The organism is Alkalicoccobacillus murimartini, assembly GCF_030813245.1.
In the GTDB taxonomy this organism is placed as follows: Bacteria; Bacillota; Bacilli; order Bacillales; family Bacillaceae_D; genus Alkalicoccobacillus; species Alkalicoccobacillus murimartini.
In genome coordinates this window covers 16,784-38,259 of the sequence record NZ_JAUSUA010000003.1, presented here as the reverse complement: position 1 = coordinate 38,259, position 21,476 = coordinate 16,784, and the positions used below count along the sequence as shown (strand labels likewise).

Genomic DNA, 21,476 nt, shown 5'->3' with positions numbered 1-21,476 from the left:
CTAAGTTTTCTGCGCACTCCGACCATATTTTTGCGCATTCATCCACCCGACTCCAATTTATATAAATTTCTCTCGTTCTAAAAACTGTTGAAACAGCAAACATCCGCGCTCATACGTCAGTTCTTCATGTTTTGTGGAGATCGTATCAACAAGTAATCCAAATGAAGAGTCCCATGAATACGTGCCACTGACTTTGAGCCCATAAAAATCATGATCAAAGAATAAGCACCATGTCGGTTCACCCACTATTTTAAAAAATATCCCTTCAAGATCCTTCCCACCTTCATAATAGCCTACATGTAAATGCTGCGTGTCATCGAAAGTGTGCACGTTCATTTAAGCATTCTCATTTGAGAAATCGATCAATCTTAATACATTGTTAGATGTGTCTTGAAATATCGCATATCTTCCAGGCGGTATATCAACTGGTGTACGAATAAAGTTTAGTTCCCCTTTACTCTGATTATAAAAATTATCAACACTCTCAACTAAAAATACGCCACCCGCTGCTAGGCTTTCTTCTCCCACCTCTAACATTAACTGTACTTCAGTTCCTGGAAGCTTCAACGCAACTGTATGGTCCCCTTCCCGCCACGCTTCTTCAAAGCCAAGAGTCTCGCGATAAAAATTTAGTGCTTTTTTTAAATCCTGTACAGGGTGTGATAGAAACAATAACTTCATAGCGATTCTCCTCAAATTCGAATTATGGAACATAATACCATTATGTATAACGTAGTCTATTTACGTACTTCTGTCAATATGGTAGAGTGAATAGTATGAAAAATTGGATCCCTATACCCGGAACAAAAAAAGAAGCCCTACTAAAGGTGGCTATCGAAGAATTTAAACATAAGGCTTTTCCCGATGTAAACATTAATGAATTGGCAAAAAAAGCTGACATGACAACTGGTGCCGTTTATCATCATTTCGGTTCCAAAATAAATCTGTATACCACTATTAGAGAGGAAATGGAGCAAAGACTTATTGACAGAATGGAAGGAGCAGCAAGTTTATTTGAAACAAGTATTGAAAAAATGTCTGCCGCAATGACAACTAACCTACCTTTTGTGTATGAGCAAAATTTTTGTTTATTATTAGGTTCTAATCATCCAGAAGGAAAGGAAGGAAAGGTTGATCAATATATTGGCTCTCTTCAAAATGGTACGGATCTACCTTTAGACGTTATTCTGCTACCAGCATGGCGTTCAGTATTACTACGATTGCACCAAGAGGAGATCACCATGGAGCAGGCGCAGAATTTAATACAATGGCTGTTTCGAAAAGGGGAGAAGGGAAACTAATATAGTTCTCCTTCTCCCGATTATTATCTAAAAAGCAGTAGAGTCATCTACTGCTTTTTTCTATGTTTTAATTTTTGGTGTAGCGCAGTGATCGTTTCGCGCACTTAGACCTCTTTTTCGCGCATTCTCAAGCTTTCTGCGCACCTTCGTCTCTATTTTCGAGCACTTCTCAGGATTTCCGCGCACTTCAACTTCATTTTCGCGCATTCCCAAGCTTTTCGCGCACCTCGCCCCTGTTTTCGCGCATCAGCCTCATCTCAGTGCTTTTTCATAATCCTCTCGCAACACCGACATGATGACCTCATCCGAGTATTGTCCGTTCATGTAGAGTGATTGTCTAAGTCTACCTTCTTCTATAAATCCGGCTTTTTTATAAGAATGGTATCCTCGTAGGTTGTGGGAGTAGACTTCGAGTTGTAGCCGGTTTAGCTTCAGCTCTTCAAAGGCAAACGCGACAGCTTGTTTGGCGGCTTCAGTTCCATAACCTTTTCCTGCGACGTCGATCCGATGCAAGGAGATTCTAAATACAGCTTTGTGATTATCTTCCTCAATATCAACAATGGATAAATCACCTATGAGTTCGTCGTTCTCTGATAAACAGATAGCAAAGTCATAACGGGAGTCGTCCTCTATGCATTTTTCATAATGCTTTTGTACCTGCTTAAATGTGAAAGTCTTTTTCGTTCCAGTCATATAGAGTATTTCTTCATAATCAAAAGATTCATATATATGACTAAGATCGTCAGGCTTAAGCTTTCTTAAATATATCGACTTGGACATGAGACACCTCAATATTAATTTCTTAAAATTCTTTTCTTTTATAGACTTGAATTGAAACGATATAGGAGATGATGAAGAGAACAAAGTTGATGATCATGAAGCTTAGCGAGAAAAGTTGATCACTGTTTAATCCTTGAATTTCAATAGGTATAAAATCAAAAATAAAAGCAGATAAAAAGAAGACTCCTATACCTACTCCTGCTCCTACCAGCGTTACTGTCTCCGCCTTTTCAGTTCCAAGAATATACGTTAATGGATAGACGACAAATCCCATCGTAAACGAAATACCCATTATATTCAGCAAGGAATTTATATATCCTGCACTCGGACTAAGACCAAATACAAACTGTGCAATCATATAGGCAACAATTGAAATAAGTACTCCAACAATAGTAAGGATTAAAAAGAACAAATAATGGCTTTGAACAACACGGATTCGTTTAACTGGCAAGGTTAGCACATACTTGTTCCAGCCAGAAATCGCTTCATGCCTCACTACTTCTAGCGCGGCTGTTGCCAAAAGGAAAAGTGGTAAAAAGCCCGCTGCTCTTTGCATGACTGGGTTCTCAAAAAATATCAAAACCATCGCAGCCACAAACCCTATGAGTGAATACCACCATATCGACTTCTCCACCGAATAATATTGATTTAATATTAACCCCTTCATACTCGTTCACCTCTCATAAGTAATAATGTCACATCATCGATAGAGAATCTTTTCGATTTTAGTGAGGGCGGCAACTCTTCTATATCAGAGACAAGAACATCAAAGAATGCATCATTTCCTCGAGTCGCCACTCTGATTTTTGACGGAATATTCCGATATTCGATAGGGTCACATTGGACAATTCCATAGTTACCTAGTATCTCTTCCTTAGTAGCTTGCAACAGGATCTCTCCGCTTTTTATGAAAATCAGACTATCGGCAATTTGCTCGATGTCGTTCGTAATATGAGAGGATAACAAAATACTACATTTCTGATCCTGTACAAAGTCACGAAGGACCGACAGTACATCCTCTCTTCCGCCTGGATCAAGGCCAGCCGTTGCTTCATCTAAGATTAATAGCTTTGCCTCATGAGAAAGGGCAACTGCAACGGATAGTTTCATAGACATTCCACGCGAGAAGCTACTGACTACTTTATTCTTTGGTAGTGAGAATAGTTGAATCAACCTGAAGTAGGTTTCTTTACTCCAATTCGTATAAATCTGCTGAAACACTCGATCCAGCTTTGCCACGGTTAACCCACCAGGTAGTTTTATTGTGTCAAAGACTACTCCGATGTCTTCGTTAACATGCACGTCTTTGAGATTTCTTTCTACCCCAAAGATCTTAATGGTGCCACTGTCTTTTTGCAATGTGCCTAAAATCGATCCCATTGTTGTTGATTTACCTGCTCCATTTTCACCAATAAATCCTACAATGGAGCCGTATGGGATTGTAAAGGTGACATCCTTTAATCCAAAACTAGAATCAGCGTACGTTTTTTGTAGCTGATTAACCTCGAGTATGCTTGTCATTGTTCTGTTCCTCCTTCTTTATCTAGCAATACATAAGAATAAAAGTCCCATATGATGCCCACTACCGTGCCTATCCCTAGGATTGTAATTAAGAAGTTGAATTCATACGATGAGAAAAAGGCAAACTGATCAACAAACCAAGTCTCGGGTACAATTGATTGAATTCGTTGAAATACTTTATCACTCCACCCCGCTGGATTCCACGACGATTGATCAATTAAAAAGAGAACTAAATATACTCCACTAAATAATAAGATGGACCATATACACCTTTTCAACCATGAAACGATCTTTTCCACTCGGACTCCCCCCTAAGGTTTTCCCACCGTATATACCATAATGTCCTCAAGTGACGCGCGCTCCATAACAACGTGCTCACCCATTAATCGTTTAACGAGTTCTGCCTGATTGGTTAGTCCTTCAAAGCCCACTGATGTTTCTCTAACCTGAACAAAAAGCGTACGAATGTCCTTATCTAGCAATTCAGTTGCGCCACGAACAAGGTAGTGTTGGTCTGTGATGGTTTCTTTACTGTCACTAAACACAATTTTGCCGTCATGAATAAATGTGATGTAATCAGCAATTTGCTCCAAGTCAGTTGTGATATGTGAAGAAAAGAAGATGGCCTTTTCTTCATCTTGGATCACTTCTGCTAATAAATTTAGGATCTCTCTTCTACTTACAGGGTCCAATCCTGATGTCGGCTCATCTAAAATAATCAAATCTGCATGATGGGAAAGAGCTATAGCTATAGAAAGCTTGGTCCCCATACCCTTTGAGAGCTGATTAATTTTTCGTTTCCATGGTAATTCTAGTCGCTCCATATACGATGCAAAGACCTGATCATCCCAATTTGTATAAAACGTAGCAATTACTTTCTTCATCTTCTCTATTGTCAGGTGCCCATACAAATGATGATCTGCATAAATAAAGCCAATTCGTTGCTTAATCTTATTCACCTGAGTCGAATAATCATTGCCAAACACGTTGATTGATCCTGAATCTGCTTCAAGAAGGTTCAGCATTAATTTGATCGTTGTGGTTTTCCCGGCTCCATTTGGACCAATGAAACCTGTGATAAACCCCTTCTTTACTGAAAATGATAGATCTGTTAATGCAAACTCTTTGTATGCTTTGTTTACATTCTTAAGTGTGACCACATCCTCCACTACTCTTCCTCCTCATAAAGCATCCGCAACAATTCCTCTAGCTGTTGATAGGAAATATTTAAATTCTTACTCTCAGTGACAATGGCAGCTAGCTCTTCCTCTACCATCTTCAGTCGATTCTCATGAATTAGATCATTGTTGTGACCTGCGACAAATGATCCCTTTCCGACAAAGGATGTGATGAACCCATCGCGCTCTAACTCCTCATACGCTCGCTTTGTTGTAATGACACTAATGCGAAGATCTTGCGCGAGACGTCGCATAGATGGCAACGGATCTCCCTCTTTTAATTCATCTCGTAATATGCTTTGCTTGATTTGATTCTTTATCTGTAAATAAATCGGTTCTTGAGATGAGTTGGATAAATTAATATTCATATTAACCTCACTAATGTAATCTTTGTTTATATTGTATATAACCATTATATACAATGTCAAACATTTTACAGGTATTGGATTATAAAATGGATATGTATAGTGACGAGAATACACCCTATTAATGTTTCATAATCTAAATTAAGGATAGTATATCCAAACAGTACGTAATGGGAGAGGTGTCATTATGTCTAAGCGAATCATCTATTCACTCATAATCGTTTCTACAATAGGTATTGGTCTATTCATACTCATAAATAATACAAAGTACACAAGCTTTGATGAGTTATATTCGGATCAGATCAACGAGGAATCGACCATTCAAAAAATAGATATTACAATCGATACCAATATAGATAGTAGAACAACGTCCATTGAAGATGAATCAATCATTGCTCATATCCTAAGCGACCTCTCATCAATTGAACTAAAAGACGAGGATGGGACCATAAATAATCACACACATCGGGTCTCGATTACGACAACAAATCAATTAGAGGATCGGTTATTTTCTACAGATAGGATCACTTTAAGAATGAATCATCAATTTTTTAATCAATATCGTATCGTCAGTGAGACCCATCACTTAGCTACCATTAACTCGCTTGTTGAAAGGGATGATATCAACTGGGATATTCGCCCAAACTAAGTAATGGGAATGGTCCCCTGCATAAACCTCTCGTACTCTGTATCTATTTAGTCAAATGTATGAGATAATGAAGACAGACAGCAAGCCACTCACTAAAGGAGTCGATCCGTTTGTACACAGTCATTCGTACATGTAACGGTGAAACGAAAACTTTAAAGGCTTCAAACAGTCATTTGGATAAATCCTTTTTTGAATTCGTTGATGCAGAGATGCTCGCGAAGCAGCTGAACAATAACGCTCGTCCTGGTTATCACTGGACGGTTAGAACAAACGATACTGAGTGAATAGGTCACGGCCTGTTCACTCTTTTTTTAACACGTTATACTCAAAAAATAGATTAGGGGTGCTATATGTATCGGATTGTATGTACAACCATCAAACACACAAAGTCATTGCACAGAACGCATAATAACTTGTCAGAAAAAACCTTCACTACTCTTCAAGAGGCAAAGGCTGTAGCAAAGGAAAAAAACCAAGAAAATGCTGAGACTCATATTTGGTCTGTAGAGCAAGTTTGGTCTATTTCTAAGTAAGGTTTATTTATTCTTCGTTTTGCTTTTTTTCACGTACAAACTTCTCACTACCATCGCCAACACTAACGAATCCCCTCTCACTATCATTTGACTAAGTAGTTCCTCATTTTTAACAAGTGTTGTTCTGCTGTTAATGTCTCTTCTAAACCAGGTATCAGAAAAGTAGATCGATGCTTGGATTAGAGAGAAATTTAGACACCAAGTCGACTCGTTTGTTCCTTTATTCAACAGCTGTCTATAAATAGAAACTGGAGTCGTCTAATGGTTTATCCCTATTTGGCGACATCTATAATATAAAGAGCAAATGAATGGTGGAATTGATCATTCATTTGCTCTTTATTTTTGTTTGATCATGGATTCTTACTCTCGTAACCAACTCCCTCCCTCATCCTCTTCTTTTCTTTGTTCTTACCCCATCAATTGATTTCTTAGCATTAATTCGTATAAACAGGGCACCATGATAACTTCAGAGAATGTTTAAATACCTAATGTTGTATTCATATTAAAAACTTATTAGTAAAGCGCTTTCCAATCATTCCAATTATTTTCCACGGATTAATTTAATTAAAAATTGTTTAACTTTCTAGTAAAAAGGAAATTCACTAGATAGTTCATTCATTCACAAAGGAGAGAAGAGCCTTGGGGTTATTATCAATTATTTCATTTGTAGTTATCGTGGTTGTCATTTGGCTTTTTGCGTATAAACGAAGTCGCGGAGTCAATATGGATTCCTCAGAGGGATTGTTTTTAGGCGGCCGTAGCTTAACTGGCATAACGATTGCGGGTTCTGTCATTATGACCAACTTATCAACGGAACAAATCGTTGGGCAAAATGGACAGAGTTATGAAACCGGTATGGAAGTTATGGGTTGGGAAGTCACTTCCGCTATCGCGATTGTTGCACTTGCTCTTATCTTCTTACCAAAATATTTAAAGTACGGTGTCGATACAGTCACTGATTTTATTGAAATTCGATTTGATACAACAACGAAACGGATTGCTTCATTGCTATTTATCTTTACATATGTTGTTTCGTTTTTACCTGTAGTGCTTTATTCGGGTTCACTAGTATTCAATCAAATCTTTTCAGTAGATGAGCTACTGAACGTTTCACCTCTTATCGCCATCTCACTCATTTCTGGTGTAATAGGTATTATTGGTTTACTTTATCTCTTAATTGGCGGACTACGATTAAGTGCTTTTAGTGATACGGTCTATGGAATTGGCTTACTTATTGTTGGGTTATCCATTCCGATATTCGGGTTAATTGTTTTAGGAGATGGTAGCTTCCTTGGTGGGTTTGAGACGATTCAACAAAACACCCCTGAGAAACTCAATTCTTTTGGTGCCGTTGATTCAGACATGGTCCCTTGGCCAACGCTCTTTTTAGGCTTATTCTTTAATAACTTATTTTTCTGGTGTACCAATCAAATGATTGTACAAAAAGTATTAGCAGGAAAAGATTTAAAAGAAGGTCAAAAAGGCGCACTTTATGTTGGTTTCTTTAAAATCTTTGGCGCCCTATTCTTAGTCTTTCCAGGAATTATTGCCTTCAACATGTTTGGTGATGGGGTCAATCCATCAGATAATGCGTACCCAATGCTTGTCACTGCTGTTCTACCAGAATGGGCATTCGGTATTTTTGCAGCAATCATTTTCGGAGCGATTCTCAGCTCATTTGTTGGCGCATTAAATGCCACAACAACGCTTTTAACATTGGACTTTTATAAGCCATTAAAAAAGAACGTGACAGACAAACAGGTTGCACGAGCTGGAAAGGTATTTACGATAGCCATTGGATTGGTGTCGGCTGTCATTGCACCATTAATCTCTTTTGCGCCAGCAGGACTGTTCCACATCGTACAACAATTTAACGGTGCGTACAGTATGCCGTTGTTAGCCATTATTATCTTAGGATTCTATTCAAGATATGCCACTCCATTTGCAGCAAAAGTTACCTTTGTCTTTCACTTAGTTGTTTACACATCTACACAGCTATTTACTGACATTCATTACCTGTATGTGTTTAGTGTCATATTCTTTGTCGACTTACTACTCATCTGGGGAATTAGTCGTCTTCAGAAATCAAGCAAACCATTTGAGTTTCCAAAGACTGAGGTTAAGGTTGATATGACTCCGTGGAAGCACAGTAAATGGGTAAGTGCCTTGATTATTATTGTGGTCATTTTAACGTACTGGTTATTCTCCCCATGGGGTATAGCAGTCGCTAATTAGAGAAGAACGAGACTTGGACAGAACTATTTTATCAATTATAAAAAACGAACCATTATGCTGTTTACCATGCATATTGGTTCGTTTTTTTGTCCGATCATATTTAATAGTGTAGATACCCGCTCCGGACATACACTCCGTTTTCCGTGGGCGGCTGGTGAGCCTCCTTGTGCTAATGCACTGCGGAGTCTCACCCAGGCCTTTGCTCCCATCGGAGTCTCCGTGTATGTCCTACGCTAGTTTAAGCTGACCAGTAAGCAGAGTTGAGTTATTTAGCATCATTTGGTATTCTCATTTAATTTAATCAGCACACGCTGACATAGTTCACAGTATCGGATCGCTTCTGATTGCGTTAATGGTAAAGAGGGCCCTGCTTCTATATCTTCGTATAATCCTTTAAGATCGTTAAGGAGCTTCCATGATTTTGAGTCTAGTAGCTTGTTCTTTTTTAGTGACTTCATCTTATTTGATGCATCATTTGGTACATTAAATGTCCCAAGGATTTGTTCAAGCTCCTTTTCCATTACCGACCACGTGTAGAGGATTGCGGCACGGGGAGAGGTCGCTGCAATCTCCTCCATTTTGATACGAAGATGATCGAATTCTTTCGCTTTGGGTATCACTCCACCTTCAGCAACAAAGCTTTTCGCCTCGGTTTCAGTTTGATATTCAATTTCACTTAATCGCTCTCCTACATCTACGCGAACATTCCGATAGGAAATTCTTCTAATGGAATAAATAACTTGAATAACATGCTCCTTTAAAAGAATGACAATCACTAAAATAACAAGAGGCCATGCTAATGAGTGAATGAGTGAGGAAATAAATTCAAGAGTATTCATTAACACCTCCAAAAGTGACTAGTTTAAACGTTTCTGTGAAATCTCCAATAATTTATAGTAGTTTACGATTTGCTTGGATATAACCTTTCCTAACAAAAAAGCAAAAAACAAACGCAATGATATACTCTTTCACATCTATATAACCCCACCATTTCTATTCCAAACGAGTTTTCGATGAATGATTCTCACTCTTACTTTTGACATATAAAAACAACCAAACTTTTTACCCGTTTTAAGTTCTTTTGTTCTATATACCGAAATAGAATGATTGAGAAGTTGGTCATTGTATAGTCGGAGGGGAAAAATGAATCCATCAGTTGATAATACAGCGCTTAAGCGTGTATACGTAAAGCCGAGAATCGCCGCCTTTATTCCTGCCCACAATGAAGAGAACTCAATCCGAGATTGTTTGGAAGGATTAGCAGATCAGGAGTTACCGCAAAATGTTGAGCTTGATGTTTTCGTCATCGCAGATAATTGCACAGACAAAACAGAGGAAGAAGCGCTTAAAGCTGGACATGAATTAAATCTAAGAGTCATTGTCTTAAAAACAGAGGGGAACAAACAGCGCAAAGTCGGCGCATTAAATGCTGCATGGAAGAGCATTTACGGTGATGTTATGGATCTATATGAGAATAAGCTCACTCCTTTCCAAGAGAAGTACAAGCTTGCGGTCAAAGCAATTCTCGGAATGGATGCTGATAGTCGGCTAGCTCCGAACGCCCTGCTCCACTTATGGGGTGGATTAATGAGTGCTAGAAACATCGGTGGAGTGATGGCCAAATACACGATGCGGATGCCGCAGAAAAAAAGCACACTTACACGAGACGATCCTCATTATGAACAAAAGCTGAGTAGCGATAAATATGGCGGTCCTATCCAACGCTGGTGGACCCATCAACAAAAACAAGATATGGCTAGCTGGATTTTAAATCTACAATATCACGGAGGAAGTACGTATGTGCTTGGGGGACAGGCCACTCTATTTCGTCCAGAAGCTCTGCAAAAAATCGTCGATGAAAACAACCTAGACGGACCTTGGCAAAATGATAGTGATGTAGAAGATATGCTCCTTACCTGGCAGCTACAAAAACTAAAGTGGAAAACCCTTATCAGCCCTGACGCCCGTTGTTTTGTAGATGCGATGAGGTCCTATCATACGTATCGGCAACAGCGAAATAAATGGCGTGGAGGGACTGTTGATTTACTCACAAATAAAGACATCAAAATTAAAACCAGACACTATGGCATGTTGTGGCGCTCACAAATGAAGACCTTTGTTGATCTATTTATCCGCATCCTGCTCTTTGTTTTGTTAACCGTGGCTATTTCAACAGATCAGTTTTTGTGGTCTTGGTTATGGATTATTCCGGTAATCTTAGCTTCAATTCTTAACTTCACCCTTGCCCTTAAAACACCAATGAGCCGACCCATAGACGTCTTTTTAGGCGCACTCGTGATTAGCACGGAAATCTATCTATGGGTAAACTTTTTAACCTTTATCCAAGTGTGGCTAGATAAACTATCACCATATAAAAAAGATGGCTGGGCCCAGCAATATCAAGCAGAAAATGGTACGACTCGAAGCAAGCTGTGGCAAGGACTTGGCTTATTTATTCTTTTTATAGCAGCTATTGTCCTTGCTGCCATCCATTACAGAGAGCTATTAACCAGTGAATCCATTCAAGAACTGACTGAACCCTATCTCATAGTTGGATGGCTCATCCTTACCTACTTAACCATCTTCGCTTCCAGTGTCATGGTGTACAAAATCTGGACACTACGTAGTAGACATAAGGCATGATCAAGAAGAATGGGTCCTACACTAAGGCCGGTAGAGATTTAGTAAGAAGTCGGCGCCGTTACCAAGATTGATTTGCCAACAATCAAGACCAATCGTATGTTATCAAGAGGCAGTGCTGCTCTCCAAGAGGAGTGCTGCTTTTACTATGGACTCTGATCCACTTATCAAGACTTTTTAAAAATGCCCCTTCCTACCAACCGAATTGTACGTTGAACGCTTTATCAAGAGGAATAGGATTGGGACCAAGGCATGAGCCGATTTATTAAGAGCGAAGCCCCTTTACCAAGGCCTATGCACCCCATATCAAGACCGAACCAGCTTGTATCAAGAAGCAGTGCCGCTCTCCAAGAGAAGTGCTGCTTATAGCAAGCCACCATCCCATTTATCAAGAACTCACCCTCTTTATCAAGACTGATCCTCCATCCATCAAGGCTTCTCCACACATCATCAAGAAACCATTAAATGATCCATCTCCCTTTCTCCATGATCTTCTCCTTCTGGCCTTCTTTTGTCACACCAAATACAGACATATCCTCGCTACCAATCATAAAATCTACGTGTATAGATGAGTGATTCATTCCGTGTTGTTCTCGTTCTTCACGGCTCATCTCATTACTACCTATTAGATTATCCGCATAGGCTTGTCCTAATGCTAAATGGCTTGCTGCATTTTCATCGAAAAGTGTGTTATAAAAGTGGATACCTGTCTTCTCAATTGGTGAGTCTACTGAAACTAAAGCCACTTCGCCCAGATATCTCGCTCCAGCATCTGTGTTGAGCAATTGATTGACGACTTCTTTCTGATCACTTATAACCTTTGTAACTTCCCCACCCTCAAATTCCAACTTTAAGTTATTCACGCGTTTGCCTCCTACCTCTAATAATTTTGTCATGGAGACAGATCCATTTACTTGGTTAGTATCAGGCATGGTCCAAATTTCTTCCACAGGCATATTGGACATGAATACGTCTCCAGCTGAAGTTTGCTCTGATCCACCATTCCAGCTGTGGCCATCCACGAGCCCAACTAGTAAATCCGTTCCTTCGCTCATAAAGTGTATTTTTTGATATTGTTTATGGTTAAGATAGGCTTGATACTTTTTTAACAGTTGATCATGTTTCCGCCACGCTTCTACCGGATTCTCCTCCAATACGCGTGTTGCCATAAAAACCTGCTCCCACAGTTGCTCTACAGCAGCAGCTTCAGGTAGTTGAGGGAACACGATCTTAGCCCATGCCTTTGATGCGGCCGCTGCAATGACCCATTTTGAATGATTCTCCATGCCATACCTCATCACGTTCTGCATGGCTAGAGAGCGGGCTTTATTAATTTTTCCGACACGCTCCGTATCTAACTTATCAAATAATCCCGGATTAGGAGAGAGCAATGATAACTGCATATAGCCTTCTTTATACAAGTCCAGCTTATGGTCTGCAAGAATGGCTGGGTATGTATCCAGATACGGATCGTGCAGATGCTCATACTGTGCGAGTAACATTTCATCGTCTTGCAGATCTAATACGATGTGGGCCGCTCCTAGCTGATAGGCACGCCTTACGATGAGACGAGCAAGCTCCAATTGTTCTGAATTAAACTTAAGCTGAATACGATCGCCAAGTTGAACATTCAATCCGACTTTTAAAATAAGGTCTGTATAGATAACCAACTTTTCTAGATAGCTCATATTATTCATCCTCCAGCATCTCTTTAGCCAGCTCAACAATTTCATCTAGTGTGACATCGTATAAGTAGTGTCTAGATAGAAATATTAACCGATTCCCTCTGACATCTATCGTTGAGTTTGCAACACCCATCTTCTTTTCATGTTCATTCACTAAATGAATACGAGCTACTAACTTCAGATGATCTCCTTGGATTTCATACAATTGAAAGATGTGATCTACTCTCATCAAAACATGTGTGTCATTCACAATAAAGTCATTTGACGATTCAAAATTAGGGTCAAACTCTTTGAAGACTCCGTTTTTTAAGTGAGCAAGCTTAAATACATCATAATAATAAAACCATACTTCATGATCCGAAATAACGTTCATCGCGTAGCAATCGGCAATGTCAGCCTGCGTATTTTCAAAAAGCTTCTCGCCCTTCAAGTTCCATTTAATAACACCAGACATTCCAACAGGATCTCTAGGCTCCTTTGCATCGGGATCCCCCCAACCCATATTGCCAAAGACCCCTTCATCAAAGTAACCTGTCCAAATCGTGCCCATCTCCGTTGTATAAACATGGCTTATTCCATCACCCATTAGAAATTCACGAACCGTCTTTAACTCATTTCCTTCTCTTTTTAGTACCTTTGCATTCTTCACAAACGTTCCATTTCCGTCGTAAGTAGATCTTGCGTTCACAAGAAGAAAGCGATGATTCGGAAGCGGCTGAACATAACGATATGGCTGCATTTGATCCTTAACCGTGAGAATCTCGGTATGCTCGCCTTTGAGAATTACCACCTCAAAATCACAAGGCTTCTGAATAGGATGCTCTTTTAGAATGAACTCATTATAGGCTTCTTCATCTAATGGTCTTAGAAAATAAATGAGGCCGTCGAACCCGATTGATGGCTCAATATAATCCTTACCAACAGCAACATCTAAGTCAATGGATGGCCCAATATAGAGTTCAATCGTTTTTACTTTCATTAACGTTCATTCCCCCATCAGTCATTTCTCTCCATCATACTCCAATTCCCCCAATAAATTTAACCAATTTTTCAATTCTCACCAACACTTCTGCGCCCCACAAAAAAGCCCAGCCTCGTAATAAATGAGGCTAAGCTTTTATCTTTAGAGAGGCAACAAGTGAATGAGGATATACCCCGCCATGACAAGTATGATCGACCCAATCAGAGCCGCAGCAAAAACACGTCCTCCACTTTTGCGCAAAACAGCTACATCTATTTTCAGCCCAAGCCCCGCCATCGCCATCGCAAGAAATAAATAAGAAAGAGTTAGACAGATATCAATTACGCCACTAGGGACCATGCCCATTGTATTGAGTATACTCATCCCTAAAAAAGCAAACAGGAACCACGGTATCGGTAGTTTATGATTGTCCTGTTGGTACTTGCCTCTTCTCACAATCAGACTGATTACAAATGCTGTTGGAACTAGTAGGGCAACACGAGTAAGCTTTACGACGATCGCCGTATCTTCCGCTTGATCTCCCCCCACTGATGATGCGGCGACTACGTGAGCCACCTCATGAAGCGTTCCCCCTGCCAATACACCATAGCTGTAAGACGTAAGAGGAATCCAAGTAAACACCACGGTATATAGGAGTGTAAATGCTGTTCCGAGTACGGCAATCACCGCAACACTTATCGCGATGGACTGCTCTCTTGCTTTTAATATAGGAGCTATAGCCAAAATGGCAGCAGCCCCACAAATCGCTGTTCCACAAGCTGTTAATAGACTCACGGTTCGATCCACTTTCAATAGTCGGCATAATCCATAGACAATACCGAGTGTACTAACTAGTAGAATGAGCGCATAAAAAAAGACTGGTAACCCAGCTTGATAGATATCTGATAGATTTAAACGTAACCCTAGCAAAATAATGCCTAGTCTTAGCAGCTTAGTACTCGAAAACTCAACTCCTGGCATACATTTTTTCTTAGTGTGTACTACCTGTCTCCAAATCATGCCTAGTAAGATGGCAATCACAAGTTGCCCTACGATACTTAAAAAAGGGAGCTTAGCCAAGTAATAAGCAAGTCCAGCAATCAATAAAGTTACGCTCACTCCTAAGAGAAAGTTGGATCGGTCATGATTCATTGTAAATCGCACGCTAACGCCTCCTGATGTCCCCTTAAGCTTACTCCTCCTCTTTTTATTTGTGAAATAAATATATATAATGATTATAATTAGCAAAATTAATAAACGAGGTGAGCTAGATGCATATGGATGAGCTCGAAACATTTATTACGTTAGTCCAAGAAAAAAACTTTACCAAAACTGCAGTCAAACGCTCTCTATCTCAGCCAACTGTCAGTGTTCACATTCGAAATCTAGAAAAAGAATTCTCGACTTCTTTTTTCAAACGAACAACCAAACAACTCAGCTTAACTGCGGAAGGTGCATTTTTCTATGAACAAGCCTTGCAAATAAAAGCTCTGTACCAGCATACTCAGGAAACGCTATATCAAAAAAAGAAACAGGCTGCGGGCTTTATTCGAATTGGTACGAGCTTTACTATCGGGGAATATATCTTGCCGCAAGCCATAGCCAAATTAAGAGCCGATCATCCTCAGATCGACTTCAGTATTACGATGGGAAATACCAATTCTGTCATAGACGCGGTCCGCTCGTTTGATGTGGACATTGGTTTAGTAGAAGGTCAGACATCATCAAAAGAAGTGTCACTCACTCCTTTTAAAGACGATCAACTCCAAGTTGTCTGCTCAGGGGAAAGCACGTTACCCCGGTCAATCGAAGACCTCCACGATCAGACCTGGGTCATTCGAGAAGTTGGGTCAGGAACGCGCTATTCCTTCGACCACCTGATTCAATCGAATAACATTCGAATCGGGTCAACGATTGTTTTCAGCTCTACCCACGGGATTAAGGAAAGTGTCAAAAATAATCTTGGTCTCGCCCTTCTATCAGAAGCGACAATGAAAGAGGAGCTCCACCAGAAGTCATTGCAAATTATTGATTTTGATGGACTCTCAGAGAAAAGACAGTTCTCTTACGTCTTAACGAAAGGAACTGTGCCGGGGAGAAATATTGAGTTGTTGTTGGGGTATCTATGACGGAAATAAAACGAAGTGGATACGGAATAGTATCCACTTCGTTTTTGGTTCGTGCTTTTTCGTAAATGAGGCCACCTGGTTCTTACTAAGGAAAGCCTTGCGCTTGATAAAAGCCGTTATGCTCTTAGTCATGGACGTCCGCTCTTGTTAAATCGTATTCCGTCTTGGCATCGTGTGTAACTCTCTTGGATACAGCCTCTAGCTCTTTGTAAATCTCTCGCTGTCTTGCTTGCTCATTCATTCTTCTTGGTATCGTCCATTCCTTTTACAGAAGAATGATTTGTGACCGTTCTGGGCCGACTGAGATTGATTTGATGGTTGTATGGAGGAGTTCCTCGATCCGACTCACATATCGTTGTGCATTTTTAGGCAGATCCTCAAAGTTTCTTACTCCTGTAATGTCCTCATCCCAACCCTCGAACTCTTCATATACCGGCTTTGCGTGATGCAAAAGCGACGTATGAGGAAAGGATTGTTGGTTCTCACCATTTACTTCATATGCTGTACAAATCTTTAAAGTATTGATTCCAGATAGAGTATCTAGTTTGGTTAAAGCTAGCTCAGTTGCCGCTTGGATTTTGACACCATATGCAGAAGCAATGGCATCAAAATGTCCTACTCTTCTCGGCCTTCCTGTAGCCGCACCGTACTCTTCCCCTTTTTCACGTAAAAAATGTGAATCCTCTTCATTTAATTCCGTTACAAATGGACCTTCTCCCACACAAGATGAGAATGCTTTAACTACACCAATAATTTCGCTTGGAACGCGCCCAAAATAACCGGCCCCAATCGGAATATTAGATGCGAGTACGGATGAAGAGGTTGTATAAGGATAGATTCCATAGTCAATATCTCTCAACGCACCAAGTTGGGCTTCAAAAAGCACCGATTTCTCTTGATATAGCTTATTTAATTGATCGGTATCTGTAACAAACTTCAAAATAAAGTCTCTGTAGGTTTGAATCCAATCCATGACCGATCCTAATTCAATCGCAGGAAGTTCGTACACTTCGGTTAACAGATGATTAACCCATTCAAGGCTCTCAGATAATTTTTCTTCTACATAGTTCATATTATATAAGTCACCAATTTTTAGGGACCTCTTCATAAATTTATCGCCATAAGCCGGCGCTATTCCTTTTTGGGTAGAGCCAAATTTCTTATCGCTTAATCGTTCTTCTTCCGCTTTATCTAATAGTACGTGATAAGGTAACAGGATCGTCGCTTTATCTGATATTTTTAGATCAATATCAAAATCAATCCTACTTTGAATTTCATGGTATTCAATAGACAGCTGCTCTAAATCAATGACCATTCCCGCCCCTAACACATTCACTGTATCCTTATGAAAGACACCTGATGGAAGCAAATGAAGCTTAAATGTTCCGTATGTATTTATGACTGTATGACCAGCATTATTTCCACCCTGGTACCTCACCACAACATTTGAATCCTTTGCCAAATAATCAACGATCCGACCTTTTCCTTCATCGCCCCAATTAATACCTACTACTGCTTTCGAGTGCCCCATGCTACTCTCTCCCTTTGTTTGAAGATTCGTATAAATCATACCATATAAGTTCATAGATCTTAAAAAGTATCTTTAATAAGTCGATGCTAATCACATCAAGACCGATCCACACATGAGAATTGACAGAAATTCTAACATCATACATGATAAGAGTAATAGCTCACCAAGAAGAAGGAAGGAGTATTCAAGCTTATGAAAAAACGTTCACTCGCTAGTTTAGCAATAGGATATGGATACTCCACGGCTGTTTTTTTCTAAGAAGCCCTCATAGGCACAAGTCTGCCTAAATTGAGAGCAGCAGTCTACTTTTTAAATTGGAGAGGATACACAATGGAAAACAGAAGCATAACAAGAAAGAATCCTAAAAGTGTGCCAGCACCTGTTGGTCAATACACACATATCACAAAGATTCCGAGAAACGCGGAACTCTATGTGACATCAGGACAGGTTGGAGTAAGCGCTGAAGGGAATTTTCCAAAAGGCTTAAACGACCAAGTCTCTAACACCTTTTCAAATATCAAGTCTGTACTCGATTCCGAAGCATTATCTGCCGAACACGTGATTAAAGTGAACGTATGGGCAACAGAAGAAATTGATTGGGATCATTTTTATTCAGAATGGGGTAACTTGTTCAATACCGAGTACCCATCCATGACCATTGGTTACCTTACAGCATTAGGTTTACCTGAAATTAAGATTGAAATCGAAATCTGGGCAGCGAAGCCTTGATTATCATTCCACGGAATTAGATTCCGTGGTTTTTTGTTTTTAATACAATATCAATTCCCATAATTCAAGATCATTCAGTATCAAATCATATGGGTCTTTTATATCATTCCAGCGTACGCTTCTCCTATTTGATAATGGCAGATGCTCCTGTCCACTGACACTCGTAAAGTACTCAATCACACGACTAGTCTGTATTGCCTCCTCTAGATAGGCACATAAAAGCGAGACACATAGTCTAGGCTCTCCATTCGGCAATTCGATACGGGATATGGTTCATAAAATGGGTAAGATTTATATCAAAATAATGCTCAATCTCTTTTCTCAAATCTGCCTCTACTATCGTTAGCTGCTCCACGATATACTTTAATTCAAACACATTATACAACTCTTGCTCTGGCCAAATGGTTTTAAGTCTAGCTTTATCTCCAAAAGGCAGTAATGAAATAATCGCACCTTCTCTTTCATCATGTTCAATCGTAAAATAATGAAACTCTTGTATGCGTTTATATTTTTGATTTGCCTGTACCCATTTAGCTAAGCTCTTATAAAATTCAAGAATGGCCATTTCCTCTACCCTTACATAAAGATCATCATTAATCCAAATAGAGAATGTTGCTTCGACACTTAAAATAGTTGGAACATCCTTTCGTTTTTGACGAGAGATCGCATCTGGAGTACTGGTAAAGGTAAAGCCATACTTCACCTTAGGATACTCGTTCATTTTTTCCTCCTCCCATTCGCAGGAATAGTTGGTTCGTATCTAGAAATATAACGAGAGTCACATTTATCTTTAAAGCCTTGGAGGCGATATTTTGTACCACGAATCATTTGAACCACCTACCAATCACTATGATGAATCCATTCAGGACATAGATGAACAAATTTGTCAGCTCATTCGTGAAAGGAAGGAACGCACACATAACAACCCTGGGTTCCCGCCTCATAAGCTGATTTCTTCTTGGGCTAAAACATATCACCTCTATGAAGAGTTTCTTCAGAGTCTATTCTCTGAAATGTATCATGAAGAGCATCATAAGCCGGTTGTAGAGCCTAAGGGATTTAGAAAGAATATTCCTATTCTCAAAACATATGAAAAGGATAATGATCTATTTTATTCGATGACAATAATGAGACAATTCAAGAATGCCAGTGTCGTATTTTTAAATACAGATGGACTGGCTCCAACTGAGACGCTTCATCCGCATGATTTTCACATTCCTCATCGTTTAGAGCTGTCGATTGTAGGGGACGATCAAACCTATGATTGTCGCTGGCAAGGCGGTAGCGGGTCAGATAACCATCTATCCAACACCTATGTTGTATCTCCACCCTTACCAGATGAGGAGAGCGGTCTGAAATTAGTTTTTACAGAGTTTAAAACACATGAAAAAAACAAGCCTACGGGGTTTGAATTTGTCATTAACTATTAAAGGGTGAGTAGCTGTGACTCAAACAAAAAAAGATATTGTTCTCTCTATCGAATTAGTGGTTTTTCTAGTTATTGGATTTATCCTTACCTATCATTTTATGGGACCCTTTTATGCGGCTTTTGATATTCCTTTTATGGGGAACATCTGGGTTAATTGGTTAGGTTTATCGTACACATTATTTGTTCTCTATTCGTTATTATCAGGACTACTGATAGGTAAGCTTCGTACTTTCTTTAAAGAACGGTTAACCTCAAAGGTCTTTTGGTTAGTATCCATAGGTTCGATTGTTATTCTTATCGTTCCATTTATTAATGGCGAGAATCCATTTTAAATTTAAAACTGAACACTAAAGCCATTAAACCGGTGAATACCTGTCCCGAACGTTAACAACTGATGCTCTCTTAAATAAGCAACTGCTGTTTTGACTTCATCTAAAATGGCTGGTTGAAGCCCTACTGAATTATGAGCACCATACACCATACTCACATGATTGAGAGAGGCAATTTTTTCGAGAGAGTTTACTAAGTCTACTGGATTGGTAGATGGATAATGCGCATAGACTGGGGTTTCGTCATACAGTAAATCTCCAGTAAACAAATACCCTCTCTCCTGATCGAAGAAAGCTAGATGGCCAGGAGAGTGACCTGGGGTATGGAGCACCTTGAGTGAACGATTGCCTAGCTCAATGACATCACCCTCATGCAATAAACCAGCAGGCTCCCCTTGATAAGGTGTATACGTTTGTGGATCAAACGACTCTGGTGTTGGAATCGTAATATCTCTCCCCATATCCTTTCTAATCTGTTCAATTGGTAGCCCCTGTATCCCATTCACTAACCAATCCTTATCTGCCTCATGGACGTAGATCTGATCAAACTTATCATGACTACCAATGTGATCAGCATGAACATGAGTCGTTAAGACTACAATAGGAAGCTCGGTCAGCTGCGAAGTCACTCGCGACATATCATCAATGCCTAACCCCGTATCAATTAAGATAGCCTTAGACTCTCCAATTAAAAGAAATGAGTGCACCTTCTCCCAATGACCATACTCGCTAATGGCATAGGTTGTACTGTCTATTTGTTGAACCGTAAACCATGGATCTTTTAACATCTCCATCTCCTCTCAACTAGTGAACTTTACCTATTTTTGTTCTGATCAAGCTGCTCTTTTAAGTTCAATTTATATCGTTCTAGTTTCTTTATTTTCCTGAAGGTCAACACAGATAAAATAGCAATAGCCATCAAATAAAATTCGTAGTCTTCGCGGTGGTTGTTTAGGATTCGTTCCATGATAGAGATCCTCTCCTCTTATGTTATATTGTTCAATAAAACCCACAAAAATCCTGCCAAGATCATAAAACAGGTGAAGGAGTAATCACATGAAGATATCAAGAAACCCAAAAGGAATACATGAGCCCGTTGCACCCTATGTACATCAAATGGAAGTTACAGGCGCTAATAGATGGTTAACTCTTTCAGGCCAGCTCGGCATGGATGTACACAATGACATACCAGAAGACCCGATCAACCAACTAGAGTTAGCACTACACAACATCAAACTAAATCTCGAAGAAGCCAACATGGGAATAGAAGACCTGACAAAGCTCGTCTTTTATTTAGTCGGAAATTTCGATACAGAGAAAAGACGACAGGTAGTCAAAGATTTTCTAGGTGACCATCTACCTTGTACAACAATGATCTACGTCGTGGCGTTAGCAGCCCCATCATTTAAAGTTGAGATTGATGCGTGGGCGTGTCAGGCGATTGATGATAAATAGAGTTTGTAAAAGGACGTTCTTGTTGA

At 39.7% G+C, this 21,476-nt stretch carries 27 protein-coding genes; 11 read left to right on the top strand and 16 right to left on the bottom strand.

The window, feature by feature from the left end; translation table 11 throughout:
- Positions 1-57 precede the first annotated feature (57 nt).
- The gene (locus tag J2S05_RS11015) at positions 58-336 is read right to left on the bottom strand and encodes a DUF3986 family protein (protein ID WP_306982761.1); all 279 of its coding nucleotides are present in this window, start codon (positions 334-336) and stop codon (positions 58-60) included.
- Positions 337-681, bottom strand: coding sequence for a VOC family protein (locus J2S05_RS11010; RefSeq protein ID WP_306982759.1), 345 nt, complete (start codon positions 679-681; stop codon positions 337-339).
- 95 nt (positions 682-776) lie between these two features.
- Between J2S05_RS11010 and J2S05_RS11005 the strand changes: the two genes are divergently transcribed.
- Positions 777-1,301, top strand: coding sequence for a TetR/AcrR family transcriptional regulator (locus tag J2S05_RS11005; RefSeq protein ID WP_306982758.1), 525 nt, complete (start codon positions 777-779; stop codon positions 1,299-1,301).
- Between the two features lie 252 nt (positions 1,302-1,553).
- On the opposite strand, the gene J2S05_RS11000 is transcribed toward J2S05_RS11005, so the two are convergent.
- Genes J2S05_RS11000 through J2S05_RS10975 form a run of 6 tightly spaced genes read right to left on the bottom strand, consistent with a single transcriptional unit; the run spans position 1,554 to position 5,148 of the window.
- Positions 1,554-2,081 carry a GNAT family N-acetyltransferase gene (locus J2S05_RS11000; protein ID WP_306982756.1) on the bottom strand — a complete coding sequence of 176 codons (528 nt, stop codon included), beginning with the start codon at positions 2,079-2,081 and terminating at the stop codon, positions 1,554-1,556.
- A 22-nt stretch (positions 2,082-2,103) separates the two neighbouring features.
- Positions 2,104-2,748, bottom strand: coding sequence for an ABC-2 transporter permease (locus J2S05_RS10995; RefSeq protein ID WP_306982754.1), 645 nt, complete (start codon positions 2,746-2,748; stop codon positions 2,104-2,106).
- Positions 2,745-3,602, bottom strand: coding sequence for an ABC transporter ATP-binding protein (locus tag J2S05_RS10990; protein ID WP_306982752.1), 858 nt, complete (start codon positions 3,600-3,602; stop codon positions 2,745-2,747). The genes J2S05_RS10995 and J2S05_RS10990 overlap by 4 nt, the downstream gene beginning before the upstream one ends.
- A complete protein-coding gene (locus tag J2S05_RS10985) occupies positions 3,599-3,901 on the bottom strand; it encodes a hypothetical protein (RefSeq protein WP_306982750.1) in 303 nt (100 codons plus the stop codon). The genes J2S05_RS10990 and J2S05_RS10985 overlap by 4 nt, the downstream gene beginning before the upstream one ends.
- Before the next feature lie 12 nt (positions 3,902-3,913).
- Positions 3,914-4,762 (bottom strand): ABC transporter ATP-binding protein, encoded by an 849-nt coding sequence (locus J2S05_RS10980; RefSeq protein ID WP_306983463.1) that lies wholly within the window; start codon positions 4,760-4,762, stop codon positions 3,914-3,916.
- An 8-nt stretch (positions 4,763-4,770) separates the two neighbouring features.
- Positions 4,771-5,148, bottom strand: coding sequence for a GntR family transcriptional regulator (locus J2S05_RS10975; protein ID WP_306982748.1), 378 nt, complete (start codon positions 5,146-5,148; stop codon positions 4,771-4,773).
- 184 nt (positions 5,149-5,332) lie between these two features.
- On the opposite strand from J2S05_RS10975, the gene J2S05_RS10970 reads away from it, so the two are divergent.
- The 4 genes from J2S05_RS10970 (at position 5,333) to J2S05_RS10955 (ending at position 8,562) form a co-directional block, all read left to right on the top strand.
- Entirely contained in the window at positions 5,333-5,794 is a 462-nt protein-coding gene (locus J2S05_RS10970) for a hypothetical protein (protein WP_306982746.1), read from the top strand.
- A 110-nt stretch (positions 5,795-5,904) separates the two neighbouring features.
- Positions 5,905-6,078: a hypothetical protein gene (locus J2S05_RS10965; protein WP_306982744.1), complete on the top strand. Its 174-nt coding sequence runs from the start codon at positions 5,905-5,907 to the stop codon at positions 6,076-6,078.
- A gap of 66 nt (positions 6,079-6,144) precedes the next feature.
- On the top strand, positions 6,145-6,327 hold the full coding sequence (locus J2S05_RS10960) for a hypothetical protein (protein ID WP_306982742.1): 183 nt from the start codon (positions 6,145-6,147) through the stop codon (positions 6,325-6,327).
- A gap of 639 nt (positions 6,328-6,966) precedes the next feature.
- Positions 6,967-8,562 (top strand): solute:sodium symporter family transporter, encoded by a 1,596-nt coding sequence (locus tag J2S05_RS10955; protein WP_306982741.1) that lies wholly within the window; start codon positions 6,967-6,969, stop codon positions 8,560-8,562.
- Positions 8,563-8,837: 275 nt separating this feature from the next.
- On the opposite strand, the gene J2S05_RS10950 is transcribed toward J2S05_RS10955, so the two are convergent.
- On the bottom strand, positions 8,838-9,401 hold the full coding sequence (locus tag J2S05_RS10950) for a hypothetical protein (RefSeq protein WP_306982740.1): 564 nt from the start codon (positions 9,399-9,401) through the stop codon (positions 8,838-8,840).
- A gap of 304 nt (positions 9,402-9,705) precedes the next feature.
- Here J2S05_RS10950 and J2S05_RS10945 point away from each other — a divergent pair, with 304 nt between their 5' ends.
- On the top strand, positions 9,706-11,205 hold the full coding sequence (locus J2S05_RS10945; protein ID WP_306982738.1) for a glycosyltransferase family 2 protein: 1,500 nt from the start codon (positions 9,706-9,708) through the stop codon (positions 11,203-11,205).
- Positions 11,206-11,663: 458 nt separating this feature from the next.
- Here J2S05_RS10945 and J2S05_RS10940 read toward each other — a convergent pair whose 3' ends face one another.
- The 3 genes from J2S05_RS10940 to J2S05_RS10930 form a co-directional block, all read right to left on the bottom strand.
- On the bottom strand, positions 11,664-12,890 hold the full coding sequence (locus tag J2S05_RS10940; protein WP_306982736.1) for an aminopeptidase: 1,227 nt from the start codon (positions 12,888-12,890) through the stop codon (positions 11,664-11,666).
- Between the two features lies 1 nt (position 12,891).
- Positions 12,892-13,866 carry a hypothetical protein gene (locus J2S05_RS10935; protein WP_306982735.1) on the bottom strand — a complete coding sequence of 325 codons (975 nt, stop codon included), beginning with the start codon at positions 13,864-13,866 and terminating at the stop codon, positions 12,892-12,894.
- 144 nt (positions 13,867-14,010) lie between these two features.
- Positions 14,011-15,012: a YeiH family protein gene (locus J2S05_RS10930; RefSeq protein WP_370873639.1), complete on the bottom strand. Its 1,002-nt coding sequence runs from the start codon at positions 15,010-15,012 to the stop codon at positions 14,011-14,013.
- 107 nt (positions 15,013-15,119) lie between these two features.
- On the opposite strand from J2S05_RS10930, the gene J2S05_RS10925 reads away from it, so the two are divergent.
- Positions 15,120-15,977: a LysR family transcriptional regulator gene (locus J2S05_RS10925; RefSeq protein ID WP_306982733.1), complete on the top strand. Its 858-nt coding sequence runs from the start codon at positions 15,120-15,122 to the stop codon at positions 15,975-15,977.
- 265 nt (positions 15,978-16,242) lie between these two features.
- On the opposite strand, the gene J2S05_RS10920 is transcribed toward J2S05_RS10925, so the two are convergent.
- Positions 16,243-17,508: an adenylosuccinate synthase gene (locus J2S05_RS10920; protein ID WP_306982732.1), complete on the bottom strand. Its 1,266-nt coding sequence runs from the start codon at positions 17,506-17,508 to the stop codon at positions 16,243-16,245.
- Positions 17,509-17,838: 330 nt separating this feature from the next.
- Between J2S05_RS10920 and J2S05_RS10915 the strand changes: the two genes are divergently transcribed.
- Positions 17,839-18,237, top strand: coding sequence for a RidA family protein (locus J2S05_RS10915; RefSeq protein ID WP_306982729.1), 399 nt, complete (start codon positions 17,839-17,841; stop codon positions 18,235-18,237).
- 235 nt (positions 18,238-18,472) lie between these two features.
- On the opposite strand, the gene J2S05_RS10910 is transcribed toward J2S05_RS10915, so the two are convergent.
- The gene (locus J2S05_RS10910; RefSeq protein WP_306982727.1) at positions 18,473-18,958 is read right to left on the bottom strand and encodes a DUF7878 domain-containing protein; all 486 of its coding nucleotides are present in this window, start codon (positions 18,956-18,958) and stop codon (positions 18,473-18,475) included.
- Between the two features lie 91 nt (positions 18,959-19,049).
- Between J2S05_RS10910 and J2S05_RS10905 the strand changes: the two genes are divergently transcribed.
- Together J2S05_RS10905 and J2S05_RS10900 are read left to right on the top strand one after the other, a co-directional pair.
- A complete protein-coding gene (locus tag J2S05_RS10905) occupies positions 19,050-19,667 on the top strand; it encodes a hypothetical protein (protein WP_306982725.1) in 618 nt (205 codons plus the stop codon).
- A gap of 13 nt (positions 19,668-19,680) precedes the next feature.
- A complete protein-coding gene (locus J2S05_RS10900) occupies positions 19,681-19,998 on the top strand; it encodes a hypothetical protein (protein ID WP_306982724.1) in 318 nt (105 codons plus the stop codon).
- Positions 19,999-20,000: 2 nt separating this feature from the next.
- Here J2S05_RS10900 and J2S05_RS10895 read toward each other — a convergent pair whose 3' ends face one another.
- Together J2S05_RS10895 and J2S05_RS10890 are read right to left on the bottom strand one after the other, a co-directional pair.
- Positions 20,001-20,789 carry an MBL fold metallo-hydrolase gene (locus J2S05_RS10895; RefSeq protein WP_370873638.1) on the bottom strand — a complete coding sequence of 263 codons (789 nt, stop codon included), beginning with the start codon at positions 20,787-20,789 and terminating at the stop codon, positions 20,001-20,003.
- Between the two features lie 20 nt (positions 20,790-20,809).
- The gene (locus tag J2S05_RS10890; RefSeq protein WP_306982721.1) at positions 20,810-20,962 is read right to left on the bottom strand and encodes a hypothetical protein; all 153 of its coding nucleotides are present in this window, start codon (positions 20,960-20,962) and stop codon (positions 20,810-20,812) included.
- Between the two features lie 89 nt (positions 20,963-21,051).
- Here J2S05_RS10890 and J2S05_RS10885 point away from each other — a divergent pair, with 89 nt between their 5' ends.
- Positions 21,052-21,450 carry a RidA family protein gene (locus J2S05_RS10885; protein WP_306982720.1) on the top strand — a complete coding sequence of 133 codons (399 nt, stop codon included), beginning with the start codon at positions 21,052-21,054 and terminating at the stop codon, positions 21,448-21,450.
- Positions 21,451-21,476 lie beyond the last annotated feature (26 nt).